Origin of the sequence: Halosimplex amylolyticum, from assembly GCF_051414035.1 — an archaeon.
GTDB lineage: Archaea > Halobacteriota > Halobacteria > Halobacteriales > Haloarculaceae > Halosimplex > Halosimplex amylolyticum.
The window spans coordinates 156,924-180,940 of record NZ_JBLKNW010000004.1 but is presented as its reverse complement, the minus strand read 5'-3'; the positions used below and the strand labels follow the sequence as shown (position 1 = coordinate 180,940).

Annotated in this window: 18 protein-coding genes; 8 read left to right on the top strand and 10 right to left on the bottom strand. The window is 67.2% G+C overall.

Features of this window, described 5'->3' with window-relative positions:
- Nucleotides 1-172: 172 nt before the first annotated feature.
- The 3 genes from ACMGFE_RS17630 to ppsA form a co-directional block, all read right to left on the bottom strand.
- A complete protein-coding gene (locus ACMGFE_RS17630) occupies nucleotides 173-1,081 on the bottom strand; it encodes a dihydrodipicolinate synthase family protein (protein WP_436926546.1) in 909 nt (302 codons plus the stop codon).
- Between the two features lie 79 nt (nucleotides 1,082-1,160).
- Complete coding sequence (locus tag ACMGFE_RS17625) at nucleotides 1,161-2,300, bottom strand: enolase C-terminal domain-like protein (protein ID WP_436926545.1); 1,140 nt, start codon at nucleotides 2,298-2,300, stop codon at nucleotides 1,161-1,163.
- Nucleotides 2,301-2,375: 75 nt separating this feature from the next.
- Nucleotides 2,376-4,703: a phosphoenolpyruvate synthase gene (gene ppsA / locus ACMGFE_RS17620; RefSeq protein WP_436926544.1), complete on the bottom strand. Its 2,328-nt coding sequence runs from the start codon at nucleotides 4,701-4,703 to the stop codon at nucleotides 2,376-2,378.
- A 158-nt stretch (nucleotides 4,704-4,861) separates the two neighbouring features.
- Here ppsA and ACMGFE_RS17615 point away from each other — a divergent pair, with 158 nt between their 5' ends.
- The 3 genes from ACMGFE_RS17615 (at nucleotide 4,862) to ACMGFE_RS17605 (ending at nucleotide 7,720) form a co-directional block, all read left to right on the top strand.
- Nucleotides 4,862-5,011, top strand: a complete 150-nt coding sequence (locus ACMGFE_RS17615) for a hypothetical protein (protein WP_436926543.1) — start codon at nucleotides 4,862-4,864, stop codon at nucleotides 5,009-5,011.
- Nucleotides 5,012-5,162: 151 nt separating this feature from the next.
- Nucleotides 5,163-6,938: an ABC transporter substrate-binding protein gene (locus tag ACMGFE_RS17610; protein ID WP_436926542.1), complete on the top strand. Its 1,776-nt coding sequence runs from the start codon at nucleotides 5,163-5,165 to the stop codon at nucleotides 6,936-6,938.
- Entirely contained in the window at nucleotides 6,935-7,720 is a 786-nt protein-coding gene (locus tag ACMGFE_RS17605; protein ID WP_436926541.1) for a phosphatase PAP2 family protein, read from the top strand. Before ACMGFE_RS17610 ends, ACMGFE_RS17605 begins: the two co-directional genes overlap by 4 nt.
- Nucleotides 7,721-7,763: 43 nt before the next feature.
- Here the strand turns inward: ACMGFE_RS17605 and ACMGFE_RS17600 are convergent, their stop codons facing one another.
- Both ACMGFE_RS17600 and ACMGFE_RS17595 read right to left on the bottom strand, forming a co-directional pair.
- On the bottom strand, nucleotides 7,764-8,681 hold the full coding sequence (locus ACMGFE_RS17600; RefSeq protein WP_436926540.1) for a PhzF family phenazine biosynthesis protein: 918 nt from the start codon (nucleotides 8,679-8,681) through the stop codon (nucleotides 7,764-7,766).
- A gap of 474 nt (nucleotides 8,682-9,155) precedes the next feature.
- Nucleotides 9,156-10,349: a tubulin/FtsZ family protein gene (locus ACMGFE_RS17595; RefSeq protein WP_436926539.1), complete on the bottom strand. Its 1,194-nt coding sequence runs from the start codon at nucleotides 10,347-10,349 to the stop codon at nucleotides 9,156-9,158.
- A gap of 496 nt (nucleotides 10,350-10,845) precedes the next feature.
- On the opposite strand from ACMGFE_RS17595, the gene ACMGFE_RS17590 reads away from it, so the two are divergent.
- Nucleotides 10,846-13,122 carry an alpha-amylase family glycosyl hydrolase gene (locus tag ACMGFE_RS17590; RefSeq protein WP_436926538.1) on the top strand — a complete coding sequence of 759 codons (2,277 nt, stop codon included), beginning with the start codon at nucleotides 10,846-10,848 and terminating at the stop codon, nucleotides 13,120-13,122.
- A gap of 129 nt (nucleotides 13,123-13,251) precedes the next feature.
- Here ACMGFE_RS17590 and ACMGFE_RS17585 read toward each other — a convergent pair whose 3' ends face one another.
- From ACMGFE_RS17585 to ACMGFE_RS17575, 3 genes are all read right to left on the bottom strand, one after another.
- Nucleotides 13,252-15,018 (bottom strand): glycoside hydrolase family 13 protein, encoded by a 1,767-nt coding sequence (locus ACMGFE_RS17585; protein ID WP_436926537.1) that lies wholly within the window; start codon nucleotides 15,016-15,018, stop codon nucleotides 13,252-13,254.
- 232 nt (nucleotides 15,019-15,250) lie between these two features.
- On the bottom strand, nucleotides 15,251-16,309 hold the full coding sequence (locus ACMGFE_RS17580) for a TrmB family transcriptional regulator (RefSeq protein ID WP_436926536.1): 1,059 nt from the start codon (nucleotides 16,307-16,309) through the stop codon (nucleotides 15,251-15,253).
- 220 nt (nucleotides 16,310-16,529) lie between these two features.
- Complete coding sequence (locus ACMGFE_RS17575; RefSeq protein WP_436926535.1) at nucleotides 16,530-17,696, bottom strand: ABC transporter ATP-binding protein; 1,167 nt, start codon at nucleotides 17,694-17,696, stop codon at nucleotides 16,530-16,532.
- Nucleotides 17,697-17,945: 249 nt separating this feature from the next.
- On the opposite strand from ACMGFE_RS17575, the gene ACMGFE_RS17570 reads away from it, so the two are divergent.
- From ACMGFE_RS17570 to ACMGFE_RS17555, 4 genes are all read left to right on the top strand, one after another.
- A complete protein-coding gene (locus ACMGFE_RS17570) occupies nucleotides 17,946-19,241 on the top strand; it encodes an extracellular solute-binding protein (protein WP_436926534.1) in 1,296 nt (431 codons plus the stop codon).
- An 8-nt stretch (nucleotides 19,242-19,249) separates the two neighbouring features.
- Complete coding sequence (locus tag ACMGFE_RS17565) at nucleotides 19,250-20,215, top strand: carbohydrate ABC transporter permease (RefSeq protein WP_436926533.1); 966 nt, start codon at nucleotides 19,250-19,252, stop codon at nucleotides 20,213-20,215.
- Nucleotides 20,212-21,294, top strand: coding sequence for a sugar ABC transporter permease (locus tag ACMGFE_RS17560; protein ID WP_436926532.1), 1,083 nt, complete (start codon nucleotides 20,212-20,214; stop codon nucleotides 21,292-21,294). The genes ACMGFE_RS17565 and ACMGFE_RS17560 overlap by 4 nt, the downstream gene beginning before the upstream one ends.
- 158 nt (nucleotides 21,295-21,452) lie before the next feature.
- Nucleotides 21,453-22,406 (top strand): AEC family transporter, encoded by a 954-nt coding sequence (locus tag ACMGFE_RS17555; protein ID WP_436926531.1) that lies wholly within the window; start codon nucleotides 21,453-21,455, stop codon nucleotides 22,404-22,406.
- 100 nt (nucleotides 22,407-22,506) lie between these two features.
- On the opposite strand, the gene ACMGFE_RS17550 is transcribed toward ACMGFE_RS17555, so the two are convergent.
- Nucleotides 22,507-22,632, bottom strand: coding sequence for a hypothetical protein (locus ACMGFE_RS17550; RefSeq protein WP_436926530.1), 126 nt, complete (start codon nucleotides 22,630-22,632; stop codon nucleotides 22,507-22,509).
- Nucleotides 22,633-22,771: 139 nt separating this feature from the next.
- Nucleotides 22,772-23,575, bottom strand: a complete 804-nt coding sequence (locus ACMGFE_RS17545; protein WP_436926529.1) for a helix-turn-helix transcriptional regulator — start codon at nucleotides 23,573-23,575, stop codon at nucleotides 22,772-22,774.
- Nucleotides 23,576-24,017 lie beyond the last annotated feature (442 nt).

Here is a 24,017-nt window from a genome sequence, read left to right as displayed (position 1 = left end):
ACGGCAACGGTCCGTTACTCCGCCGAACTCCGCGGTACTCCGCCACCGGAATCGCTCGGCCGATTCGCCCGTCCGCCGAGCGATGCCCGAGGCTACTGCGTTCGACGCGAAATTTGACAACCGTTACCAATTGACTCTCGGGCGACGAGGCCACCGGGGGCGTCTCCGGCGGTCACAGTTCCCCGAGGTAGTCGAGCGCGCGCTCCAGCCGGTCCTCCCAGAGGTCGACCACGTAGTCGTCGGGGTCGGTCGTCGGCGCGCGCATGTGGGTCGCGTCGGTGGCGATGAAGCCGCGGCGGGCCTGGATCTCCTTGTCGAAGCGGACGAACGACTCGCCGCCGGCGCTGTGATTGAGCATCGGCAGGAGCCGGTCGTGGACCGCGATCGCCCCCTCGCGGTCTCCGGCGTCGTAGCGGTCGAGTATCTCGACGTAGAACTCGTGCAGACCGCCAGTTGGGATCACGCCGACGCCGCCCCGATCCAGCAGTTCGATCAGGTGCTTCCCGTTCGAGCCGACGAGCACGTCGACCGCGCCGTCGGTCGCGTCGAGCAGCGCGGTCGCGTACGGACCCGGCGGTTCGCACTCGACCTTGAAGTGCGAGACGTTCGAAACGTCCTCGCTCAACGCCGCGAACGTCTCCGGGGCGATAGTCACGCCGACGTTCTGCGGGGCGTACTGGACCATGATCGGCAGGGAGACGGCGTCGGCGACGCTCCGCATGTGCTCCAGCAGCGCGTCTTCGCTCGGGCCGGCCATGTGCGGCGGGAGGAGCATGAGGCCGTCGACGCCGGCGTCGGCGAACCATCCGGCCCGGTCGACCGCCGCGGCCGTGGTCTGTTCGGTCACCGAGGCGTACACCGGCAGGTCGAAGTCGGCGCCCGCGTCGACGGCGACGCGCGTGAGTTCGCGCCGTTCGCCGTCGCGCAGTTTGTAGAACTCGCTGCCGAACCCGAACAGGATCACGCCGTCGCAGCCGCCGTCGGCGAGCGCGGCGATCTGCGTCCGGACGCTCTCGTAGTCGATCTCGCCCGACTCGCGACACGGGACGGCGAGGATGGGGAGCACGCCCTCGAATGGCATACCCGTGGGTCGCCAGCGAGGGATTTCAACGTTCGGGCGACGGGGGCGGTCGTGTGGGCCGCCGATCCGTCCGTCGTCCTCACTCGACGAGCGTCCGGTCGGTCTGGTTCGCCTCGACGAAATCCCAGTCGATGTCGATGCCGAGGCCGTCGCCGTCGGGGACGGGGACGTGGCCGTCGTCGTCGATCTCGTCGACGGGCTCGGCGAGGCCGGCCTCGGAGTGCCACTCGGTGTGGGGGTGGAGCAGGCCGTGTTCGTAGTAGTTCGAGTTGGGGACGGCGCTGAGGAGGTGGAGGTGCGCGGCGCCGCCGAGGTGCGGCTCGACGTCGAACCCCGCGGCCTGGGCCGCGTGGGCGGTCTTGAGCGCGCCGCTGATCCCGCCGCCGAGGTGGGCGTCGACGCGGAGCATGTCCAGCGCGTCGTCGAAGAGGTGGTTGACGCTGCCGAACGGTTCGGTGCGGGAGTGTTCGATCCCGAGCAGCGGCGTGTCGAGGTCGTCGGCGAGGCGGCGCATGGCGTACGTGCTCTCGCCGGTCTCCCACATCGGGTCCTCGTACCAGTAGAAGTCCAGTTCGTCGAGCACGCGGCCCACGCGCAGCGCGTCGTGGTAGGTCGTGTACGTGCTAGAGGGGTCGAGCATGAGGTCTAACTCGTCACCGACGCGCTCGTCGACGGCGCGACACACCTCGATGTCCAGATCCGGGTCCCCCAGCGGGTGGAGCTTGTAGCCCGGATACCCGCGCTCGGCGCACACTTCGGCGTGGTCGGCGAAGACCTCGGGCGTGTCGTGTTCGGGATTGCCCGGTAACGTCGAGGCGTAGGCCGGGATCCGGTCGCGCTTCCCGCCGCCGAGCAGTTCGTACAGCGGCGCGCCGTAGTGGCGTCCGGCGAGGTCCCAGAGCGCGACGTCGATCGGTCCGATCCCGATCCGGTCGGTGTGGCGACCGCGCCGCCAGAAGTCCATCCAGATATCCTCGCGAGCGAGCGGGTCCCGGCCGATCAGCTCCTCGGCCCACATCCGGATCTGGGCGAGCTGGACGTTCGGGAACATCACGCCGCGGTAGTGGCCCTCGGTCCCGTCGCGCGTGCGGATCGTGAGGATAAACATCGCTTCCGTCCGCTCCGCGCCGGGGACGTAACAGCCAGCGCCGTCCTCGCGAGTCCCGTGGTCTTCGATCGTGTTCTCGTACTCGTGGATCTCGATCTCGGCCATCTCCATCGGCTTCCCTGACCGATGCACCGATCGCGACAAAAGGCTTCGCGCCGCGGAACTGCCGGCCGGGAACGCAGACGCTCAGCGCACGTTGTCGAGCAGCAGCTTCTGCTCGACGCGCTTGACCTCGTGCTGGACGTCGCGGACGGCGTCGATGTTGGCGGAGATGGAGGTGACGCCCTCGTTGACGAGGTGCTGGACCATCTCTGGTTTCGAGGCGGCCTGGCCGCAGATGCTCGTGGAGACGCCCTCCTCGCGGCAGGTCTCGATGGTCTCGCTGATGAGCTTCAGAACCGAGGGGTGAAGCTCGTCGAAGCGGTCGGCGACGCGGCCGTTGTTGCGGTCGACCGCGAGGGTGTACTGGGTGAGGTCGTTCGTCCCGAAGGAAACGAAGTCGACGCCGGCGTCGGCCATCGACTCGACGCCGAGCGCGGCGGCGGGCGTCTCGATCATCACGCCCCAGTCTTGCTTGTCGGGGTCGATGCCCGCTTCCTCCATGAGCCGCCGGGCGCGGAGCACGTCCTCGGCGTCGTTGACGAGCGGGAACATGATCTCGACGTTGTCGTAGCCCAGTTCGAACAGCCGGCTGAACGCGGCGAGCTCGTGGGCGAACAGTTCGGGGCGGTCGAGGCTGCGGCGGATGCCGCGGTAGCCGAGCATCGGGTTGTGCTCGGCGGGCTCGCTCTCGCCGCCCTCAAGCTGGCGGAACTCGTCTGTGGGCGCGTCGAGCGTGCGGACGCGGACGGGCCGGGGGTAGAACTCCTCGGCGACGCCGCGGACGCCGTCGACGATCTCGTCGACGTAGGCGTCGGTGCCGTGGTCGTCGATGTAGCGCTCGGGCGTCTTGTTCGTCGAGAGGATCATGTGCTCGATCCGCAGCAGGCCGACGCCGTCGGCGCCCGTCGCGGCCGCGCGCTCGGCGGCGTCGGGGATCGAGACGTTGACCTTGACCTCCGTGGCCGTCATGGGCTTGACGGGGGCCTGCGGGCGGACCTCCTCGACGGGTTCGCGCTGCTCGGCGCCGGTCGAGTCGCCCTGCTCGACGGTGCCCTTGTCGCCGTCGATGGTGACGACCTGGCCGTCGTGCAGGCGCTCGGAGGCCTGTTCGGTGCCGACGATTGCGGGGACGCCGAGTTCGCGGGAGACGATGGCGGCGTGGCTGGTCATGCCCCCTTCGTCGGTGATGATGCCCGAGGCCCGCTTCATCGCGGGGACCATGTCCGGGGTCGTCATCTCGGCGACGATGATGTCGCCCTCTTCGACCTTGTCGAGGTGGTCGAGTTTTCTGATGGTCCGCGCCGGCCCCGACACCCGGCCGGGACTGGCGCCGATGCCGGAGAAGATGACGTTGCCCTCGCCCTGCCCGGCACCGCCGTCACTGCCGGACGCGGCGGCGCTCCCGCCGTCGGCGACGCCGGCGATGTCCTCGACGCCGTTCGAGGCGCCCGCGACGCCGCCGGCGTCCTCGTCGATGGTCGTGATGGGGCGGGACTGGAGGACGTAGAGGTCGCCCTCGGCGATGGCCCACTCGACGTCCTGCGGGTCGCCGTAGTAGGACTCGATCTCGTCGCCGAGGCCGACGAGGCGGTCGAGTTCTTCCGCGGAGAGGACCTGCTCGTCGCGCCTGTCCTCCGGGACCGCCCGCTCGATGGTCTCGCCGGTCTCCTCGTCGCGGACGTGCATCACCTTCTTGGTGGCGACGGTCGCGTCGCGCAGCTCGCCGGTCTCGCGGTCGAGGACGTACTTGTCGGGCGAGACGGCGCCGGAGACGACGGCTTCGCCCAGGCCCCAGGCGGACTCGATGATCGCCCGCGGGTCGCCCGTGGTGGGGTGGCTCGTGAACATGACGCCGCTCTTCTCGGCGTCGACCATCAGCTGGACGACGACCGCGATGTTGACCTGTTCGTGGGAGAACCCCTGCTCCTGGCGGTAGTAGATCGCCCGCTGGGTGAACAGGGAGGCCCAGCAGTCGCGTACGCGGTCGAGCAGCCCCGAGCGCGTGACGTTGAGGTAGGTCTCCTGCTGGCCGGCGAAGGAGGCGTCGGGCAGGTCCTCGGCGGTCGCCGACGAGCGGACCGCGACCGACGCGTCGCCGTCTTCGACGTCGTCGTAGGCCGCGAGGATCTCCTCGCGGATAGACTGTGGCATCTCGGTCTCGCAGATGAGTTCCTGTGCGTGCTCGGCCGCGCGGGCGAGCGCCTGCGAGTCGTCAACCGATACGTCGACAGCTTCGAACAGTTCCTCGTCGATCCCGGTCTCCTCGATGAACGACCGGTAGGTCTCCGCCGTCACGACGAACCCGGGCGGGACGGGCAGGCCCGCCGACGTCAGCTCGCCCAGGGATGCGCCTTTGCCACCGACCGAGTCGAAGTCCTCGGCCGTAACGTCGTCCAGCCAGAGTAATGCCATAACCGTATCACCACTGTCGCCCAGGACGACCAAGAACTTTCCGGCCCCAGACCCAATAAATAGCTTGCGTTAAGGGGGTAACGAGGCCGTTTTCTGGAATGTTGTTTCGGTTCCGAGTACTTGTGGCCCTGTCCCATGGGCAAGAAACGCACGGATCGATGGGGCGCTGCTACCCGGTCCTCGTCGCCGGGCCGCCCGTTGCGGCCGCTCGACTGGCGTCCGACGACCCCCGAGACGCGGCGGGGTTGGTGGCGCTCGGTATCGGTGCGGGGGTGACGCTCCACCTCGCGCTCGTGGGGGTCGTCTGACTCCCCCCGCTGGGGAGATACGAAGGCGTTACTGGGGCGGAAGCGTGAGATCGGTCGGATTACCGGCTTTAGGGTCAGGGTAAGCCGCTCTTGTTGTCAATTATGACCACAGGAGACTAATACCCCCTCGCCCAACGCTCAGGAACGAACGATGACCGGAAGGGGAGAGGCTTCGCAGGCCATCGGCCGGCGGTCGGTGCTAGCGACAGCGGCGGCCACCCTGGCCGGGGCGGGCGGGTGCGTCAAGCGGACCCGCAACGTCATGGCGCGCGACCCCGCGAGCCAGGTGTCCCTGCGGATCCTGACGATGCCGGTCGACGCCAACCCCTATCCGTCGCGGATCGCACGGGAACTCGCCGAGAACCTCCGGGCCTGCGGCGTCGACGCGAGCGTCGAACCCATGGGGCCGGAGGCGCTCTACCGGCGAGTCCTGCTCGACCACGACTTCGACCTGTACGTCGGGCAGTTCCCGCGGACGGACTGGCGCGACCCGGACACCCTCTACGCGCTCTGTCACTCGGTGTACGGGGGCGAGCCGGGCTGGCAGAACCCCTTCGGATACACGAGCCTCGACCTCGACGAGCTCCTCGACGCCCAGCGAACCACGAGCGGCACCGACCGGCGGCGGGCGGTCACGGACGTCCAGAGCCACCTCACCGAGAGCCAGCCGTTCACGACGCTCGCCGCCCCCGACGCGCTGGGCACGCTGCGGACCGACCGGTTCCGCCGCTGGCACGGGAGTCCGATGGACCCGCTCGTGCTCCTCGGACTCGCGCCCGTCGACTCGACACCGACGCTCTCGCTCGCCACCACCGACGGGCGGATCACTGGCAACCGCAACCCGATCGCGGCGGAGTTCCGGGCCCACGGCACGTTCGTGGACCTGCTCTACGATCCGCTGGCGCGGCGGGTCGACGGCGTGTTGCGCCCCTGGCTGGCCGGCGAGTGGGACCTCGACGGAGGCGGCGGCCGACCGGTGGCGGAGATCACCCTGCGCGCGGACCTGTCCTGGCACGACGGCGAATCGCTGACCGCCGAGGACGTGGCGTTCACCTACGAGTTCCTCGCGGACACGTCGCTCGGCACGGCGGACAGCCCGATCCCGGCCTCGCGCTACCGGGGACGCACCTCGCTCGTCGACGACGTGACCGCCGTCGACGACCGGACGGCGCGGATCCGCTTCACCGACGCCTCGACCGTGGTCGCCCGGCGGGCGTTCACGGTACCGCTGCTCCCCGAGCACGTCTGGTCGGACCGGACCGACACGGCGAAGGTCGCCGGCGTCGAAACCAACCGGACGATGACGGAAGCGCTGGCGTGGAACAACCCGCGGCCCGTCGGGAGCGGTCCCTTCGCGTTCGAGCGCGCGGTCCCGAGCGAGTCCCTCCGCCTCTCCCGGTTCGACGACCACTTCCTGCGCGACGAACCGGACGAGCTTCCGGAGCGGTTCGTCGACGCTCCCGCCTACGAGGAGATCCGGTTGAGTGCCGTGGGGTCCGACGACTCCGCGGTCGAGCTGGTCGCCTCCGGCGACGCCGACGCGACCGTCGCGCCGCTGGGGGCCGCGGTCGTCCCCCGGATCGGCCGCGAGTCGGCGCTCGACCTCGTGAGCGCGCCCTCCCGGGCGTTCTACCACCTCGGCTACAACACCAGGACGCGACCCCTGTCGAACGCCCGGTTCCGGCGCGTCGTCGCCAGACTGCTCCGCCGGTCGCACCTGGTCGAGTCGGTCTTCGACGGGTACGCGCGACCGACCGAGAGTCCACTCGCGAGCACGGGCTGGTACGACGCGGACGCCATCCCGGACGACATCGGTCCCGGCGACTCGTTCGTCGGTACCGACGGAGCGATCGACACCGAGGCGGTGAAAGCGGCCTTCGTCGAGGCCGGATACCGATACGACGACGGCCGCCTGCTCGTCGAATGACGCTCCTCCCGGTGCTCACCAAGGTCGTCGCCGTCAATCTCGTCTTCGTGACGGTCAGCGCCGTCGCGCTCGTCGGCCTCGACCAGATCCGGGCGACGGCCGCCGAACTCCCGGACCGGCTCCGGGACGTCGCGGTCCCCATCGGCGTCCTCGCGGCCGTCCTGTTGCTCAACAGCGTCGTCCGCGAGCCCGTCACCGAGGTCGCCTGGCTCGTCGGGATCAACATCACGCCGCTGATCTACGGGATCGAGGGCGACTTCGTCCCGTGGCTCCAGTCGATGGGATCGCCCGCTCTCACGACGCTGTTCTCGTACGCGTACGTCTACGGCTACGTCTACGTCCTCGTCTTCCCGTTGATCGCCTACGCCGCCCTGGAGGACACGCGACCGCTGCGCAAACTCGCGATCGCCTACAGCGTCAACTACTGCCTCGGGCTGGTCTGTTACGTGCTCTTCGTCGCCTACGGGCCGCGGAACCTGCTGGGAAACTCCGTCGAGTCGCTGCTGTACACTCACCACCCCGAGTTCCAGTTTCTCACCAGCCGCGTCAACTCGAACACGAACGTCTTCCCGTCGCTGCACACGTCGCTGTCGGCGACGGTCATCGGCGTCGCCTACGACACGCGCGCGACCTACCCGGGCTGGTTCGCCATCGCGACCGCTATCGGGCTCACGATCATCGGTGCCACGATGTACCTCGGCATCCACTGGGCGACCGACGTGGTCGCCGGCCTGGCCCTCGCCGCCATCGCTATCTGGGTCGGCCGGCGATACGCCGACTGAGGGCGGTCCGGCAGTCGCGCTCAGGTCGGCTCTGGCAGTTCGCTCAGGCCTCGATGATGTCGTCGCCGTCGCTCTCGGGGATCACGACGTCGCCGTCCAGCGTCGTCACGGCGCGGCCGCCCACGCGGGGGGCGGTCTCGCCCTCCTCGCCTTCGCGCGTGTCGACCAGCACGCGCCCCGGCCGGTCGAGGAAGTGACCCTGCTCGAAGACCAGCGGGTCTGCCTCGTCGAGCGCGCCCTGGTAGCGCAGGTACGACCCCACGGCGCCGCTCGCCGTCCCCGTCACGGGGTCCTCGGAGATGCCCGCAAGCGGGACGAACGCGCGCCCGTGGAGCGTCGCTTCGCCCTCTAGCGTGTCGAACGTGAACGCGTAGAGCCCCTCGGTGTCGGTTTCCTCGCACAGCGCTTCGATGGCCGCCATCTCGGGGTCGATCGCCGAGAGCTGCTCGAAGTAGCCGACCGGGACGACGAGGAACGGGAACCCGGTCGACGCGCGGGCGAGCGGGAGGTCCTCGCCGACTTCCGACAGCGCCGCGACGTCGAGGCCGAGCGCGTCGGCCGCCTCGTCCAGCGACACGTCGACCTCGCGGATCTCGGGCGGCGACTGGGTGAGCCAGACGGTGCCGTCGGGTTCGATCGTCACGTCGAGCGTGCCGACGTTCGTCTCGACGGTGTAGTCGCCGCGCTCGACGACCGCCCGGTCGTACAGCGAGGCGAAGGCCGCGACCGTGGCGTGCCCGCACAGGTCGACCTCGCGCTCGGGCGTGAAGTAGCGCAGCCGACGGTCGGCGTCGTCGGCGGGCAGGACGAACGCCGTCTCGCTCGCGCCGAGTTCGGAGGCGATGGCCGCCAGCTGGTCGTCGGCGAGGTCGGCGGCCTCCGGGACGACGCCCGCGGGGTTGCCCGCCATCGGTTCGTCCGTGAACGCGTCGACGATCTGGACGCGCCGTGAATCGGTCATACCAACTTCGTTGCCCACCTTCACAATAAGTCGCCCGCTAGGAAGGGTCGATTGTTCGAACGCGAGTGGAGTCGATCTCGACCGCACTACCGCTGGCACTGCGTACAGCGTGAAAGCCCCGCCCGTCTCGACTCGGGCGTCTCGCTGCGCTCCTCGGTCGCTCCGCTCCCTGCGGTGCTTGCGTCGCCGTCCTTCGTCGAGACGGGCGCCCCTTTCATTCCCACCCGTTTCTGCTGATCACCAATATATGTGGGTGGGAATGAAAGGGGCCGCGCGCTTCGGGAAGACGGACGACGCAAACACTGGAGCGAACGGAGTGAGCGAAGCGCGCAGCGAGGCCCTCGACCGAAGCGCGCGGGGGCTTTCACGCTGTTCGCGGTCGAAAGTGTACTCCTGCGGTCGGCAGTCGCAGTGGTTGTGCTGGAGGGCGACCTCACGGTCCCGGCAGCAGCGAGAGTCCGGGATTCAGATCCATCAGATCGGGTCGAGTTCGCCGGCGTCGTCCGTGATGAGGTCGTTGATCTCGTCCTCGCGGGTGTCGGCCTGCTGCTGGATGTTGGACTTGGCGTCGACGGCCTGGTCCTGGAGGGCGTCGATGCGGTCGATCTGGGTGACGTTCGAGAGGAGGACGGCGACCGAGAGGCGGTCGGCGCCCTCGCGGGGGTCGTCGCCGGCGAGGACTTCGACGCTGTCGGTCTCGCGTTCGAGCCACTCCCGGGCGCGGTGCAGGCCCTTCTGGGAGAACTCCGAGGGCGGACCGGAGACGACGACCAGCGAGCGCTCGGCGGAGTCGATCTCGGCGGGGACGGTCAGCCGCGACGTGACGGCCTTGCGGACGAGCCCGTGGACCTTCATGGTCAGGTCGCTCTCGTCGGGACGCTCGCCGTCGGTCCCGTCGGACCCGTTCGTGAAGCGGTTGATGAGACCGCGGCTCTCGCTGGTCCTCCGTTCGAGACCGGTCGAGGCGAAGGCGATGGAGCTGACGCCGCCGGTGGCGAGGGTGCGTTTGACGTCGCTGGAGTCCATCGCGGCCTCGGAGATCTGCGAGCCGTCGAGTTCGCCGGCGGCCAGCAGGGTGACGACGCGCCGGGCGATCTCCTCGTTGGTGCGCTCGTACCCCATCTCGACGGAGTCGCCGTGCTGGCGCCAGGTGTCGTTGTCGAAGCAGATGAGGTTCTCCGTGGCCTCGGTGAAGGAGGTAAGCGACCGGGCGCTGTTGAACGCGGCGCGGCCCCCTTCGTCGGCGCTGGGGAGGATGCCCAGGCCGTAGACCGGTTCGGCGTAGCGGTCGTGGAGCGTCTCCGCGATGACGGGCGCGCCGCCGGACCCGGTGCCACCGCCGAGGCCGGCGACGACGAGGAACCCGTCGATGTCGTGGATCGGGACGCCGTCCATGGCGCGCTCGATCTCGTGGTGGTCTCGGCGGGCGATGGCCGCGCCGACTTCGGGGTCTGCGCCGGCGCCGCGGCCCTTGACGCGCTGGTCGGTCTGCCCGATGAGGATCCGGTTGTCGCGCGGCACGTAGTCGAGTTTCGCGAGGTCGATCTCGGCGGAGTTGACCGCGAGCGCGAACCGGCACAGCGACCGGCCCGTGTCAGACTCGAAGGCGAGCAGTTTGTCCACGACCTTCCCCCCGGCGTTACCGAATCCGATTACGGCCAGATTCATAGATTTCCGTGAGTCGTCGGCCGTTGTAACTATTGACCGCTTTCGTCCGCCTCCGCTGGCACAATAGTCACTTACTCCGAGCGGACGAATCGACCGACGTGCCGTGGATTCGTACGGTATAGGCAGGTATCTCACAACTAATCTGGGGGCCGTCTCGGCCCCACCGTCGATCGTCGCACCTGTCGCGTCTCCCTACGGAACAAACCGGCCAGCGAAGCCGGGAAAGGCGCCCGATCCGCTCCAGTTCGTCCGATCCAGCCCGTCAGGTTCAGCCCGGGCCGATCCAGTTCGGGCCAGCCCTTCAACTCCCCCTCGGAAACCCCGACGCGCGCCGGGGGCGAGACGTGAAACGGGCGACCCGTACTCAAGCCAGCCACCCGACGGGCGGGTGACTGCATCGACGGCGACCCGCGGGTCGCCGTCCGGACGTCAGACGGCATACTTGTTGTATGATTACCAAAAACTTTTTCCATTTCGGCCTGACAGTGAAATTGTGATGAGAGATAACATCACAGATAGAAGCGATGGTTCGACGACGCGACGCGACGTGCTGAAGGCGATAGGGGCCACTGCAGCGGCCGCGGGAGTGAGTCAGACCGCGTCGGCGGAAGTCGGTCACCACACGCTCGCGGCTGAAGACGAGCGCCTCGGCCCGGTCACGCCGCGGGACACGGTCTATCAGATCCTGACCGACCGGTTTTCCGACGGCGACCCGGACAACAACGACTTCTCGGATTTCGACTCGTCGCTGTACGACGGCAGCGGGTCGGACCTCAAACTGTATCAGGGCGGTGACTGGCAGGGGATCGTCGACAGGATCCCGTATCTCAAGGACATGGGCGTGACGGCCGTCTGGCTCTCGGCGCCGTACGACAACCGCGAGAGCAAGATCGTGGACTACCAGGACGACGGCACGGTGGACGTCTGGACCAGCTACCACGGGTACCACGCGCGGAACTACTTCAGGACCCACCGATTTTTCGGCGGCATGCAGGACTTCTACGCGATGCGGGACGCCCTCCACGACAACGGGATCAAGCTCGTCATCGACTTCGTGTCCAACCACACGAGCCGCTGGAAGAACCCGACGAAGAACAACGAACCCGAGGAAGGGCAACTGTACGAACCGGACACGGACTCGGACGGCAACTACGTCTTCGACGAGAACGGGGACGCCGTCGGGGAGAACCTGCTCGCGGACCCGCACAACGACGTTGACGGCTGGTTCCACGGGATCGGCGACCGCGGCGGCGACACGTCGAAGTTCGGCTACCGCCACAAGGACCTGGGGTGGCTTGCCGACTTCTCCCACGAGAACGGGGCCGTCGTCGACCACCTGGAACGCGCGACGAAGTTCTGGAAGTCGAAGGGGATCGACGGCATCCGTCACGACGCGACCCTCCACCTGAACCCCGCCTTCGCAAAGAATCTCAAGACCGCCATCGACAGCGCACAGGGCGGCCCGATCACGCACTTCGGCGAGTTCTTCATCTCTCGTCCGGACCCGAAATACGAGGAGTACCGGACGTTCCCGGACCGGACCGGCATCAACAACCTCGACTTCGAGTTCAACCGGGCGGCGACCAACGTCTTCGGCCACTTCTCGGAGACGATGACCGCCTTCGGTGAGATGCTGCTCAAGACGCACGGCGACTACACGCACGAACACCAGACGATCACCGCCGTCGACAACCACGACATGACCCGGTTCCGGTACATTCAGCCGGACGACAAACCCTACCACGCGGCTATCGCCGCTCTGATGACCTGTCGGGGGACGCCGAAGATCTACTACGGGACCGAACAGTACATGAATCCGGGGTCGAGCGGCCCGAACGCGGGTCGGCTGTTCATGCAGACGGACGCCGCCTTCGACACGTCGACGACCGCCTACCAGCTGATCAGCGACCTCGCGCAGTTGCGGGACGACAACCTCGCGCTGGCCTACGGGCTGACGAATATTCTCCACTCGACCGACGACGTGATCGTCTACGAGCGGCAATTCTACGACCACGTGGTCGTGACGGCGATCCACCGTCAGCCCGACCAGTCCGAGAGCGTCCCCTCCGTCGGGACGAACCTCCCGGACGGGACCTACGACGACTACCTCTCCGGGGACCTCTACGGCCAGGGGATCTCCGTCGACGGCGGCGCACTCGACTCGTTCACCCTCGGTGGCGGCGAGGTCAGCGTGTGGGAATCGCGCCCCGACCTGGGGAGTGCGCCGAAGGTCGGGACGATCGTCAGCACGATGGGCCAGCCCGGCGACACCGTCTACATTTACGGTGCCGGGCTGGACGGGGACGTGTCGGTCACGTTCGACGGCACGCCCGCGAACGTCGTCTCCAACAGCACCACGCGCGTGACGGCCACCGTCCCCGACGGGCCGACCGGACTGGTCGACGTCGCCGTCGAGAAGAACGGCCAGACGAGCAACGCCACGACGTACGACGTGCTCTCCGACGAACCGGTGCAGGTCATCTTCCACGTCGAGGCGGAGACCGTTCCTGGCGAGACGATCCACGTCGTCGGCGACCTCCCGGAACTCGGGAACTGGGACCCGCTCGCTGGGAGCGAGTCGTTCATGAATCCGGACTACCCGGAGTGGTTCCTCCCGGTGAGCGTCCCGAAGAACACCTCGTTCGAGTTCAAGTTCGTCAAGATCGACGAAGACGACAACGTGACGTGGGAGAGCGGGAGCAATCGGAGTTACACCTCGCCCACTGATTCGACGGAAACCGACGACACGCCGCTCTACTACTGGCAGAGCTAGCGGGAAGCGGACGGCGGTCGTCGGCAGCCAGTCTGCACCGACCGCTCGACTCGATCTTCTTTCGACCGATACCGTCCGGAAGTCCAGCCGACGGATCCCGCGGTGAGAAGATGCTGCCAGGGAATCCGGTTATCGCCAGACGGCACCCGACTGTCCGGCCAGTTCGACCGACGAACCGTCACGAACGGTCACGTCGGAGTGGGTCGTGAACAGCACCGTTCCGTCCTCGCCGTCACCGGTCATCGGAACGGTGATCGGGGTGTCCCCGCGGTTGACGGCCACGGTGAGCCCATCCTCGGGCGCGTCGGCGGTGCGACGGTAGACGACGACGCCGTCGCCGCACCGGTCGCGGGAGACGGTGAGCGAACCGCGGCGGAGCGGTCGGTTGTCCGCCCGGAGGGCGACGAGGTCGGTCACGTACTGATGGAGGTCCCGGTCCTGTCGATCCTCGTCCCAGACCATCGGTCGGCGACAGTCCGGGTCGTCGCCGCCAGTCATCCCCACCTCGTCCCCGTAGTAGAGACACGGGGTCCCGCGGAAGGTCAGCAGGAACAACAGGGCGAGCCGAACCGTCCGCTCGTCGCCGTCGTAACGGTGGCGGATGCGTGCGGTGTCGTGGCTCCCGAGCAGGTCGAACAGGACGTCGTTGACCTGGTCGGGGTACCGTGCGAGGAACCGGTCGATCTTGTTCGCGAACGCCTGGGCGTCGAGCGACTCGTCGCCGAGGAACCCGTCGACCGCGTACATGAACGGGTAGTTCATCACGGCGTCGAACTGGTCGCCCTGGAGCCACGGCCGCGAGTCGTGCCAGACCTCGCCGAGTACGTACGCGTCGGGATCGACCGCTTTGACCGCGGTACGGAACTCGCGCCAGAACTGGTGGTCGACCTCGTCGGCGACGTCCAGTCGCCACCCGTCGATCCCCGTCTCCTCGATCCAGTGGGTCGCCACGTCGATCAGGTAGGTCTTGACCTCGGGGTTCTCCGTGTTCAGCTTCGGCATGTAGCTCTCGAAGGCGAACGTGTCGTAGGAGGGCCGCGGCTCGGACTCGATCGGGAACTCGTCGACGTGGAACCAGTCGACGTACTCCGAGTCGCGGCCGTGTTCGAGGACGTCCTGGAACGGTTCGAACTGCCGGCCGCAGTGGTTGAACACCGCGTCCAGCACCACGCGGATCCCCCGGTCGTGTGCCGCGTCGACCAGTCGAGACAGCGTCTCCACGTCGCCGAACTGCGGGTCGATCCGCTCGTAGTCGGTCGTGTTGTACTTGTGGTTCGACTCCGAGGCGAACACCGGTGTCAGGTACAGCGCCGTGATGCCCAGATCCGACAGGTAGTCGAGGTGGTCGATGATCCCCTGGAGGTCGCCGCCGAAAAAAGAGTCGCGCTCCGGGCGACCGCCCCACTCCTCGACGTCCTCGGGGTCGTTCGTGGGGTCGCCGTTGGCGAACCGTTCGGGAAAGATCTGGTAGAAGACGGCGTCGGACACCCAGTCGGGCGGGTCGATCACGTCGCCGGCGTGGAGGAAGGGGTACTCGAAGTAGTGGAGCGACCGGTCGGTCCCGGCGGTCGGCAGGTCGTTCTCGTCGGCCGACTCGAAGCCCCACTCGGTGAGCCAGAGCGTCTCGTCGCCGGCGGTGAGACGGAACGCGTAACACAGCCGTCGGTCTTCCGGCTCGACCTCGGCCTGCCAGTAGTCGAACCGGGCGTCGCGCCGGACGACGCGCATCTCGACGCGGTCGCGCGTCGGCCAGTCGAACTTGTCCGCCACGAGGACCTCACACTCGTCGAGGTCGCCGCGTTCGCTCCGCAGGCGGATCTGGATGGTCTCTTCGTCGACCGCGTACGCGAAGTTGCTCTTCGGTCGATGGGTGACCGCCGCTCGACTGACCGTCATCTGCGCCACTCCTCGCCGTCAGTAGTGGTTCGCGCGGATTCGTCCGTCTGCATCGTCTGCCGACGCGCAGCGCTCGGCTAAAAGATTTGTGTATTATTTCATCACACGTGTTTCGTGGTGGGCATCGATAGCCTGTCGGCTGCGAGGTCGGCGTCGAACGACAGGAAACGTGTCGGGGCGTCCGGTCCGTCCGGCGCGACGGGGGAAAATCGCCGGGTCCCGGAGACGCGGGTTACTCTTCGGTGAGCGTGACGGCGTCTTTCGCTTCGAAGTCCTCGAGCATCGCACCGGGACCGCCGACGGTGACGCGTCTGTTGTTCGTCTTCACGACGAGGGAGTTCTCGACCGGGAAGTCGTTCGTCGCCGGTTCGACGAGCCCCTGATGGGTGCCGATCACCGTCCCTTCGATCGACGTGCGGTTCTCGGTGTCGCGACACGGGGTGACGGCGGCCTCGACCCCCACCGGACGGTCGTCCCGGAGGTGCAGCGTCGCGTCGAGAACGGCGTGCCGGAAACAGCCGTGTTCGGCCGGTAGCGGTCGCGGATCGTCGACGTACGCCTCGGCAGCCATCGGCCAGTAGTTGCCGAAGAACGAGCCGGTCAGGACCGGGACGATCTGGCGCTGTGCGAGGGAGATGGCGCGGAGGTCGGAGTTCGAACGGGTCATCATGTCGACCGGTGCCACGACGGCGTACTGCTGGTCGACGGTCAGCGTGAGCGGCGTGATCTGGTCCCAGGTCCGAACGAGGGTCGCGATCCCCGCGAACGCCTCGGCCTCGAGCGCGTCTGCCGGCACGTCGCTGACCAGTACCATCGCGAGGACGCCGCGGTCGACCGCGGCACGCAGTTCGTCCTCGATCTCCGGCAACTGTTCGTAGGAGATCGAGAGCGTGATCTCGTTTTCGGCGTCGGCGACCAACGAGCGGATCCGCTTGATCATCGTCCGCCGCGACTTGACGACGTCGAACTGCTGGAGGGTGCGCTCCGTGTTCGAGTGTCGCTCGGACAGCGCCGGTTCCATCTCCGACAGTTCCTCGGTGAGGAGTTCGATCACTTCGTCAGGGTCGCGGGCACGGATCTTCGTCGGCACGACGTGGTCGTCGACGTCGACGAATCCGCGCTCTTCGAGGGCTTCGCTGATGCTGTAGACGTAGCGCTTCGAGACGCCCGTGGCGTCGGAGATCTCGCTCGCGGTCACTTCGCCCTGTTCGAGGACCGTGAGATAGGTGTCTACCTCCTTCTCCGAGAGCCCGAGTCGCATCAACCGCTCCGAGAGCGTCGCGTCGTCCATACGCCGATCACCTGCTGCTCACTTAATTAACTCCCTGTCTCGAGCGAGACCCCGGATCACCGAACCGGCGGTGGCGTCCCGCAGACGCGGCGCAGTCGCCGGTACGTATGTTAGCGGTAATAATACAGCTTTCTTTCACAGTGGCAACCTCGGAGAGAAGGGGCCCCGTTCGATGCCGCGAGGGAAGGTTCGTCCGCTGCGATTCCGTTCGGGTGCCGGATCACTCGGGAGTCGAGCGCGCTCGGCTGGGAGAGGTAGCCGACGGCGACCGCTGGTCGTCCGGATATCCCTCCGAGAGGACCGATGTGCCGTCCGTATCGAAGAGGTGGACGTCCGATTCCGCGAACTGGACGCCCACGGTGTCGCCCCAGGTCGGCTCCACGTCGGCGGCGACCCGGGCGATGAACGTCTCTCCCAGGTCGAGATAGAGGTAGTTGTCGCTGCCGACCGGTTCGACGACCTCGACGACCGCTTCGATGTCGTCGTCGTCCGGATCTCGGTCGACGGTGACGTTCTCGGGACGGATGCCGAGTCGTGCCGCGGAGAGGTCTGCGGAGGCAACCTGTCGTGCGGTGTCGCCGCCGAGCGTGTACGTGAACCGGTCGCCGTTCGTCAGGTGGACCCGGTCACCGTCGACGGTGACGTCGACGTCAAGCATGTTCATCGCGGGGGATCCGACGAACGTACCGACGAACTCGTTCGCGGGGTTCCGATAGACGTGTTTCGGCCGCCCGGTCTGCTGGAGGACGCCGCCGTCGAGGATGGCGATCCGGTCGCCCATCGTCATCGCCTCCTCCTGGTCGTGGGTGACGTAGATCGAGGTCGTCCCGAGTTCCTCCTGTAGCCGCTGGATCTCCGTGCGCATCGTCGTCCGGAGCTTCGCGTCGAGATTCGAAAGCGGTTCGTCGAACAGGAACACGTCCGGGTCGCGGACGATCGCGCGCCCGAGCGCGACGCGCTGTTTCTGTCCGCCCGATAGCTCGCCGGGCTTGTCGTCCAGGAGCTCCTCGATGTCCATCATCGACGCCGTCTCCCGGACCTTCTCGTCGCGTTCGTCCGCCGAGAGGTCCGTGCTCATCCGGAGCCCGAACGCCATGTTCTGGCGAACCGTCTTGTGCGGGTACAGCGCGTAATTCTGGAACACCATCGCGACGTCACGGTCGCGGGCGTGTACGTCTGTGACCTCCTCCCCGTCGATGTAGATGCTCCCCGCGGTGGGTTGTTCGAGCCCAGCGAGCATCCGCAGCGTCGTCGACTTCCCACACCCCGACGGACCGACGACCGTGACGAACTCCCCGTCTGCCACGTCCAGAGAGAGATCGTCGACGGCGACGATTCGGCCGTTGTCGAACTCCTTGCGGAGGGACTCTACGCGAAGCGTAGCCATATATCTCGACTGATGGGAAACGTGATAATAATTCTTTGGGAACAGTGAAGTACGATTTCGTAGAACTTCTCTCTCGTCGTGGTCGGTTCGACGTATCGAACTGCTCGCTCGTCTGTGCCTCCGTCCTGCCCCGCAATTTGCCGCCATACGGGGCTATACGCCCGTTTTCGAATGATGTCGATCCTATGATCGTTCGTGTGGAATGCGAAGAATTAAGGTATGAAAGATTATTACCTCATTCGTACATCCATGGCACTCGACCGCAGGAAGATGCTGAAGCGTATCGCCGGAGCAGGAACGATTGCGGCCATCAGCGGCTGTGTGGGTGTCGAACAGCAGAGTACCGACGGGAACGGCGACGGTGAGGGCGGCGGCGAGAGCACCGACGGCCAGCCCACCGACGGAACGGACACGGAAACGCAAACGCCCGCCGGGACGGCGACGGCGTGGTACGGTCTCTCCGATACCGAACTCGCCCTCCGCGAGGAGGTCATCGCGGCGTTCAACGAGCAGTCCCATCACACGATCGAGGGCGGGAACATCGCAGAGATGCAGGATCGGACGACGAGCGCCATCCCCGCCGGGCAGGGACCGCAGACGTTCCAGTGGGCCCACGACTGGGTCGGCGACTACTACGAGCGTGGGTTCGTCGTGGACCAGAGCGACGAGCTGTCCGTCGGGCTCGACCAGTTCACCGGCGCGGCGGCGAGCGCCGTCCAGACCGACGACGCCATCGTCGGACTCCCCTTCTCGGCGGAGACGGTGACGCTGATCTACAACGCCGACATCGTCGACGAGGCGCCGGAGACCTTCGACGACATGGCGTCGGCGATGGCGGACTACCACGACTCGAACAGCGGGCAGTACGGGCTGGCGATGCCGTTCAACCCCTACTTCGTCAGCGGGATCGCACAGGCGTTCGGCGGCCGCTACTTCGACCCCGAGAGCGATCCGGCAGTCGGTCTCGACTCCGAGGAGACGATCCGTGGGTTCGAGTTCTTGGTGGACGAACTCGTGCCGTATATGCCGAACGACCCGGGATTCGAGCCCCAGCAGGCGACGTTCGCAGAGGGGAACGCCGCGTTCGCGGTCAACGGCCCGTGGTATCTCGCGGCGCTCAACGACAGCGACGTCGACTACGAGGTGACGACCTTCCCGTCGATAGACGGCAACGAGTTTACGCCGTTGACCGGGATCAAGATGTGGTATTTCTCGAAGGCGATGGCCGAGGGAGACGCCGACGCGCGGGCGGGGCGGGCGTTCGTCGAGTGGTTCGTGACCAACGAGGACCACCTCCTCACCAGAGCCGAGGAGCAGGGCCACATTCCGGTCCTCTCGAGTCTCGCCGGGAGCGACGACCTGCCCGGTCCGGTCAAGGCCTACTCGAAGGCCGTCGACCAGGGGATCCCGATGCCGACCGACCCGCGGATGAGCGACGTCTTCGCCGCGATGGAGGGGCCGGTCGTCCAGATCTTCAACGGCAGCCAGAGCCCGGCGGACGCGCTCAGCGGGGCCGCCGAAGAGGCCCGAAGTAACTGGGAGTAGTCGGGCGAATGAGCACGGTATCACGCCTCACGCGCCGGATCGAGCAGACGCCCGTCCTCGACCGGGAGGACTATTCGCTCCTGTTCGTGCTCCCGGGGCTGTTCGTGTTCGCGGCGTTCATGCTGTTCCCCGTCCTGTACCTCGTCGGACTCTCGTTCACCGACGCGGCGCCGGCGAACCTCTTCGCCGGCGAGGGGACCTTCGCCGTGTTGACCTTCGGCGAGGCGACGTTCGTCGGCCTCCAGAACTACGCCGACGTGCTCTCCGACCCCGAGTTCTGGAACTCCTTCGGTGTGACGTGGCTGTACGTCGCCACGAGCGTCGTCCTGAAACTCGGTCTGAGCATCAGTGTCGCCATGGTCGTCACCAGCGACCGGGTGCGCGGTCGGCGACTGATGCGCTCGTTCATCATCCTCCCGATGGGACTGCCGACGATCTTCACGATCACCGTCTGGCGGTCGATGTTCAGCTCCGCGGACTTCGGACTGATAAACCAGCTTCTCGGGGTGTTCGGTGCCGATCCCGTCGCGTGGCTCTCGACCCGCTGGCCGGCCTTTTTCGCGTACAACGTCACCGAGATGTGGCTGGCGTACCCGTTCATGGTGATCATCACGGTCAGCGCCCTGCAGGACGTCCCGGAAGAACTCCACGAGGCGGCGACCGTCGACGGGGCCGGCTTCCTCGCTCGGTTCGTGCACGTCACCCTGCCGTCGATCAAGCGACCGGTGCTGTTCGCGTCGATCCTGACGGCGGCCGCGTCGTTCCAGCAGTTCCTGATCCCCTTCGTCTTCAACCAGGGGGGACCGGCACGAGCGAACGAACTCGTCGTGGTCTACGGGTACAGAGAGGCGCTGTCGTTCTCGAAGTACGGGCGCGGGGCCGCGGTCAGCCTCATCGCGGTCGCGTTCATCGGCGCGTTCATGTGGATCAACGTGAAACGCGGGAAACTCGCCGACGGGGTGTCCGACGGATGAGCCTCCTATCCGCGGTCGGCCGGAAGCTCGCAGACGACACGAAGAACGTCCTCCGCACCCCGGTCGAGGCGGTCCGGGACGTCAGGTACACGGTACGGGGCGTCCGGAACGGCGAGATCCCGCCGTCCGAGCCGCTGAAGACCGTCGGCGCGACGACTGGCGCACTGGTGATCGTGCTGTTGCTCCTGTTCCCGGTCTACTGGATCCTTCAGGCCGCGCTGTCGGGTACCGGCGCGTCGCTGTACTCCTCTAGCGGACTCTCGCTGTTGCCCAAGGAGCCGACGCTCCAGCCGTTCGTCTGGGTGGTCGGGGACCTGATCGTCCCCGCCTACAGCGTCTCCGTGAACGTCCCGTTGACCGAGCAGGCGCTCGTGTTCGACACGCCCCAGGTCACACTTCTCGACGCGTCGGCACACGGCGTCGACCGGCCCTCGCAGTTCAAGCACTTCTTCTGGAACAGCGTCACGGTCGCCATCCCGACGGTGATCATCGCGATGTGTCTGATCGTGCCGGCGTCGTACGCGCTCTCGCGGCGGAAGTTCATCTTCCGGCGGAAGATCCTGTTCCTCTACGTCCTGATGACCCAGGTCGGCGGGGGACTCGGTATCGCCTTGCTGATCGGGCTGTACGCCATCTACGTCCAGTTCGGGCTCAACGACAGCAAACTCGCGCTGGCGGTGTACTACGCGGCGACGGCGGTCCCGTTCAACACGTGGCTGCTGAAGACCTACATGGACGGGATCCCGGTCTCCTACGAGGAGGCCGCCGTCGTCGACGGTGCGCCGCCGTGGCGCGTCGTGACGGAGGTCATCATCCCGCTCTCGACGGCCGGACTGGCGACGGTGTTGATCTTCACCTTCCTTACCGGCTGGACGGAGTTCGTCGTCGCGCAGACACTGCTGACGACCGAGAACTACACCCTCCCGGTCGGTCTGTTCGCGCTGATCGACGAGTACTCGATCCCCTGGGCGCGCTTCTCGGCGTTCGCGCTGACCTTCGCGACACCGATCATGCTCGTCTACCTGTTCGCACAGCGGTACATCGAAGGCGGCCTCTCGTTTAGCGGCATGGAAGGGTAACGCGAACACCCTCCCTCCGCCGTTGCAGCCGGCGTACCAGGCAGGCCAGTGCGTGCTCGGGCGAACGGAGACGGGCCGAACGCGGGCCAGGACTCGTCGTTCCGGCGCGATCGACCGGATTCGGAAAGGTTGTGCCCGCGGCGGTGCAGTCACGGACCGTGTCGCTCGTTTCCATCTTCGCATCGGCGATCCTCCCGGTGATCGCGATGGCGGGGGTGGGGTACGTCCTCGGGTGGTGGAAGGACGTCGAGGTCGACGCGTTGAACACGACCGTCGTGTACGTCCTCGCGCCCGCGCTCGTCTTCCACAGCGTCGCGACGACGGATCTGAGTGGCGGGACGCTCGTCCAGATCGCCGCGGGCGTGACGGCGTTCACGCTCCTGATGGCGCTCGTCGCCGAGGCGGTCGGGCGGGCCGTCGGCGTCCGGGAGCCGTTGCTGTCGGCGCTGGTGCTCGTGAGCGCCTTCTCGAACTCGGGCAACTACGGCATCCCGCTGTCGGAGTTCGCCTTCGGCGAGGCCGGCCGCTCGACGGCGGTCATCTTCCTGACGACCCAGAGCGTGCTCGTCTACACAGTCGGCGTGTATATCGCCGCTCGCTCGGGGAGCGAGAACTGGACCCAGGGGATGAAGCGGGTGTTCACCGTGCCGCTGGTCTACGCGGTCGCGGCCGCCCTCGCGGGACGCGAACTCGCCGTCCTGCCCGCCGCGGGGAGCACGGCCATGGACACGATCGGCCTGCTCGGCGAGGCGTCGATCCCGGTGATGCTCATCATCCTCGGGATCGAACTCGCGCGGACCGACTACGGGGCGACGCTGCGGACGGTCGGGACCGCGACGGTGCTCAAGATGGCCGTCGCGCCCGCCGTCGGCCTCGCCGTCGCGGTCGCCGTGGGGTTCGGCGACCCCACGGTCGAGCGCGTGTTCATCCTCGAAACCGCCACCCCGTCGGCGGTGACGCCGCTCATCCTCCTCATCGAGTTCGGCGACTCCACGTCCGTCGGGGGCGTCACCGTCTCCGAGTTCGCCAGCACCGTCGTCTTCGCGACGACGCTCGTCAGCATCCCCGCGATCACGCTACTGATCTCCCTGCTGCAGTCAGGCGTCCTCTGACCGGCGCTGGACCGTGACCGGGTCCACGACGGATCTGACACTCCTCACGGCATCTCGACGCGTCGCTGACCTCGCGCGAAAAGAGTCTCCCCGGTGCGATTCAGCGTCGACGGCGTCGTCGCGCGCGCCCGTCGTCGTGGACGTACTGGAGCGCCCCGTAGTACGTCTCGACGTCGAACTCCCCGTCACGATCCTGGAGGCGCTCGCGAATCTTGGTCGGCGTCATGATCACTGTTATCATACACCACTGCAGGCGATAAGCGTTTCGCCGCTCAGCGCGGTTCGGAGCCGACGACGTGAACGGCGACTCTGGGACGGGGTGCGCCCGCTCTCGTCTGGTTCAATAGCGCTCTGTATCTGTTCCATCAGCGTCCGGAGTCGTGTCCATCGGCGTCCGGGACCGGTTCGGCCCGCGCACGGTACCGCTCGATGCGGTCGCACGCCCAGGTCAGCACCTCCTCGCTGTCGGACTCCAGGAGCGCCCGGGGATCGCCGTCCTCGTCGACGCCGATCTGGACGAACTCGTCGTCGAAGACGCCGACGAAGTAGGGGATCGCTTCGCGGTCGTCCCGCAGGAACGTCGGCTCCGGGCGGGCCTGCAGGTCACGGAACAGCGGCAGGTAGTTCTCGTCGGTCCGGAGCGTCTCCGCCGCGCTGGCGTCTACGACGAACCGATGGTCCGCCCCGTCTCCGGTGACGCGTTCGTGGACCGTCTCGACGGCGTGCAGACCGACGAGCGGGAGGACCCCGCGGACGCGATCGGCGGTCTCCAGCGCGCTGACGTGCCGGTTGACCATCGCCCACGGGTCCCCCGGTTCGGGCGTCCACACCTCGGCGTCGGTGAGCGACCGCAGGTCGAGGTCGAACGTCTCGGGCGTCGTCCAGCGGAGGAACGGTTCCAGTTCGACGGCCTGTTCCGCTCGCTCGACGAACGCGTCGAACTCGCCGACCAGGTGCGCGCCGACGGCCGTCAGGGCGTACGTGCCGTCGGCGTATTCCACCAGGTCCGCGGCCTCCAGCTCGCGTATCGCCCGGTCGAGCGTCGAACGCGGGAGGTCGTGGGCTTCGACGAGGTCGCGTTTCTCCCGGGATCCCTCCCCGAGCGACGCGAGTAGTTCAGCGCGACGCCGCAACAGATCAACGAGTTCCGAGATCGTATCGTCGTCCATGGCAAGTCCGTCCGGTGATTCGAAACGGTATCCGTGCGTGGTCCGCTCGCCCCAAAAAGGCACTGGGCGGACTCAGTCCGTGTCCGGCCCGATTTCCAGCCGAACCGTCGTGGATGATTTTGCCTAGATAATTACGTTCTTGTGACTCTACCGGCGCGTGGGTCAGTTCCCGGGCGGTGACGTAATCAGTCCGAACGGCCGAACTGGATGCAGACGCGGGACGGGAATTTCCCGACGGCGCTCCTGCCCCTCGAAGCGACTGAACGTCCGGGTGTAGACGGTCGCGGTCCGCCGTGGTATCGGCGCGTTCGCGTCTTAGCCGTCGTCGACGTCCAGTTTACCGGGTCGGGTCGCGACCCAGAGACCTTCGGGGGAGTGCCTCTGACATGGACGCAGACGGCGCCGTCGAACGTCCGCTCCCGTGTCACTTCGCGACCGAGTT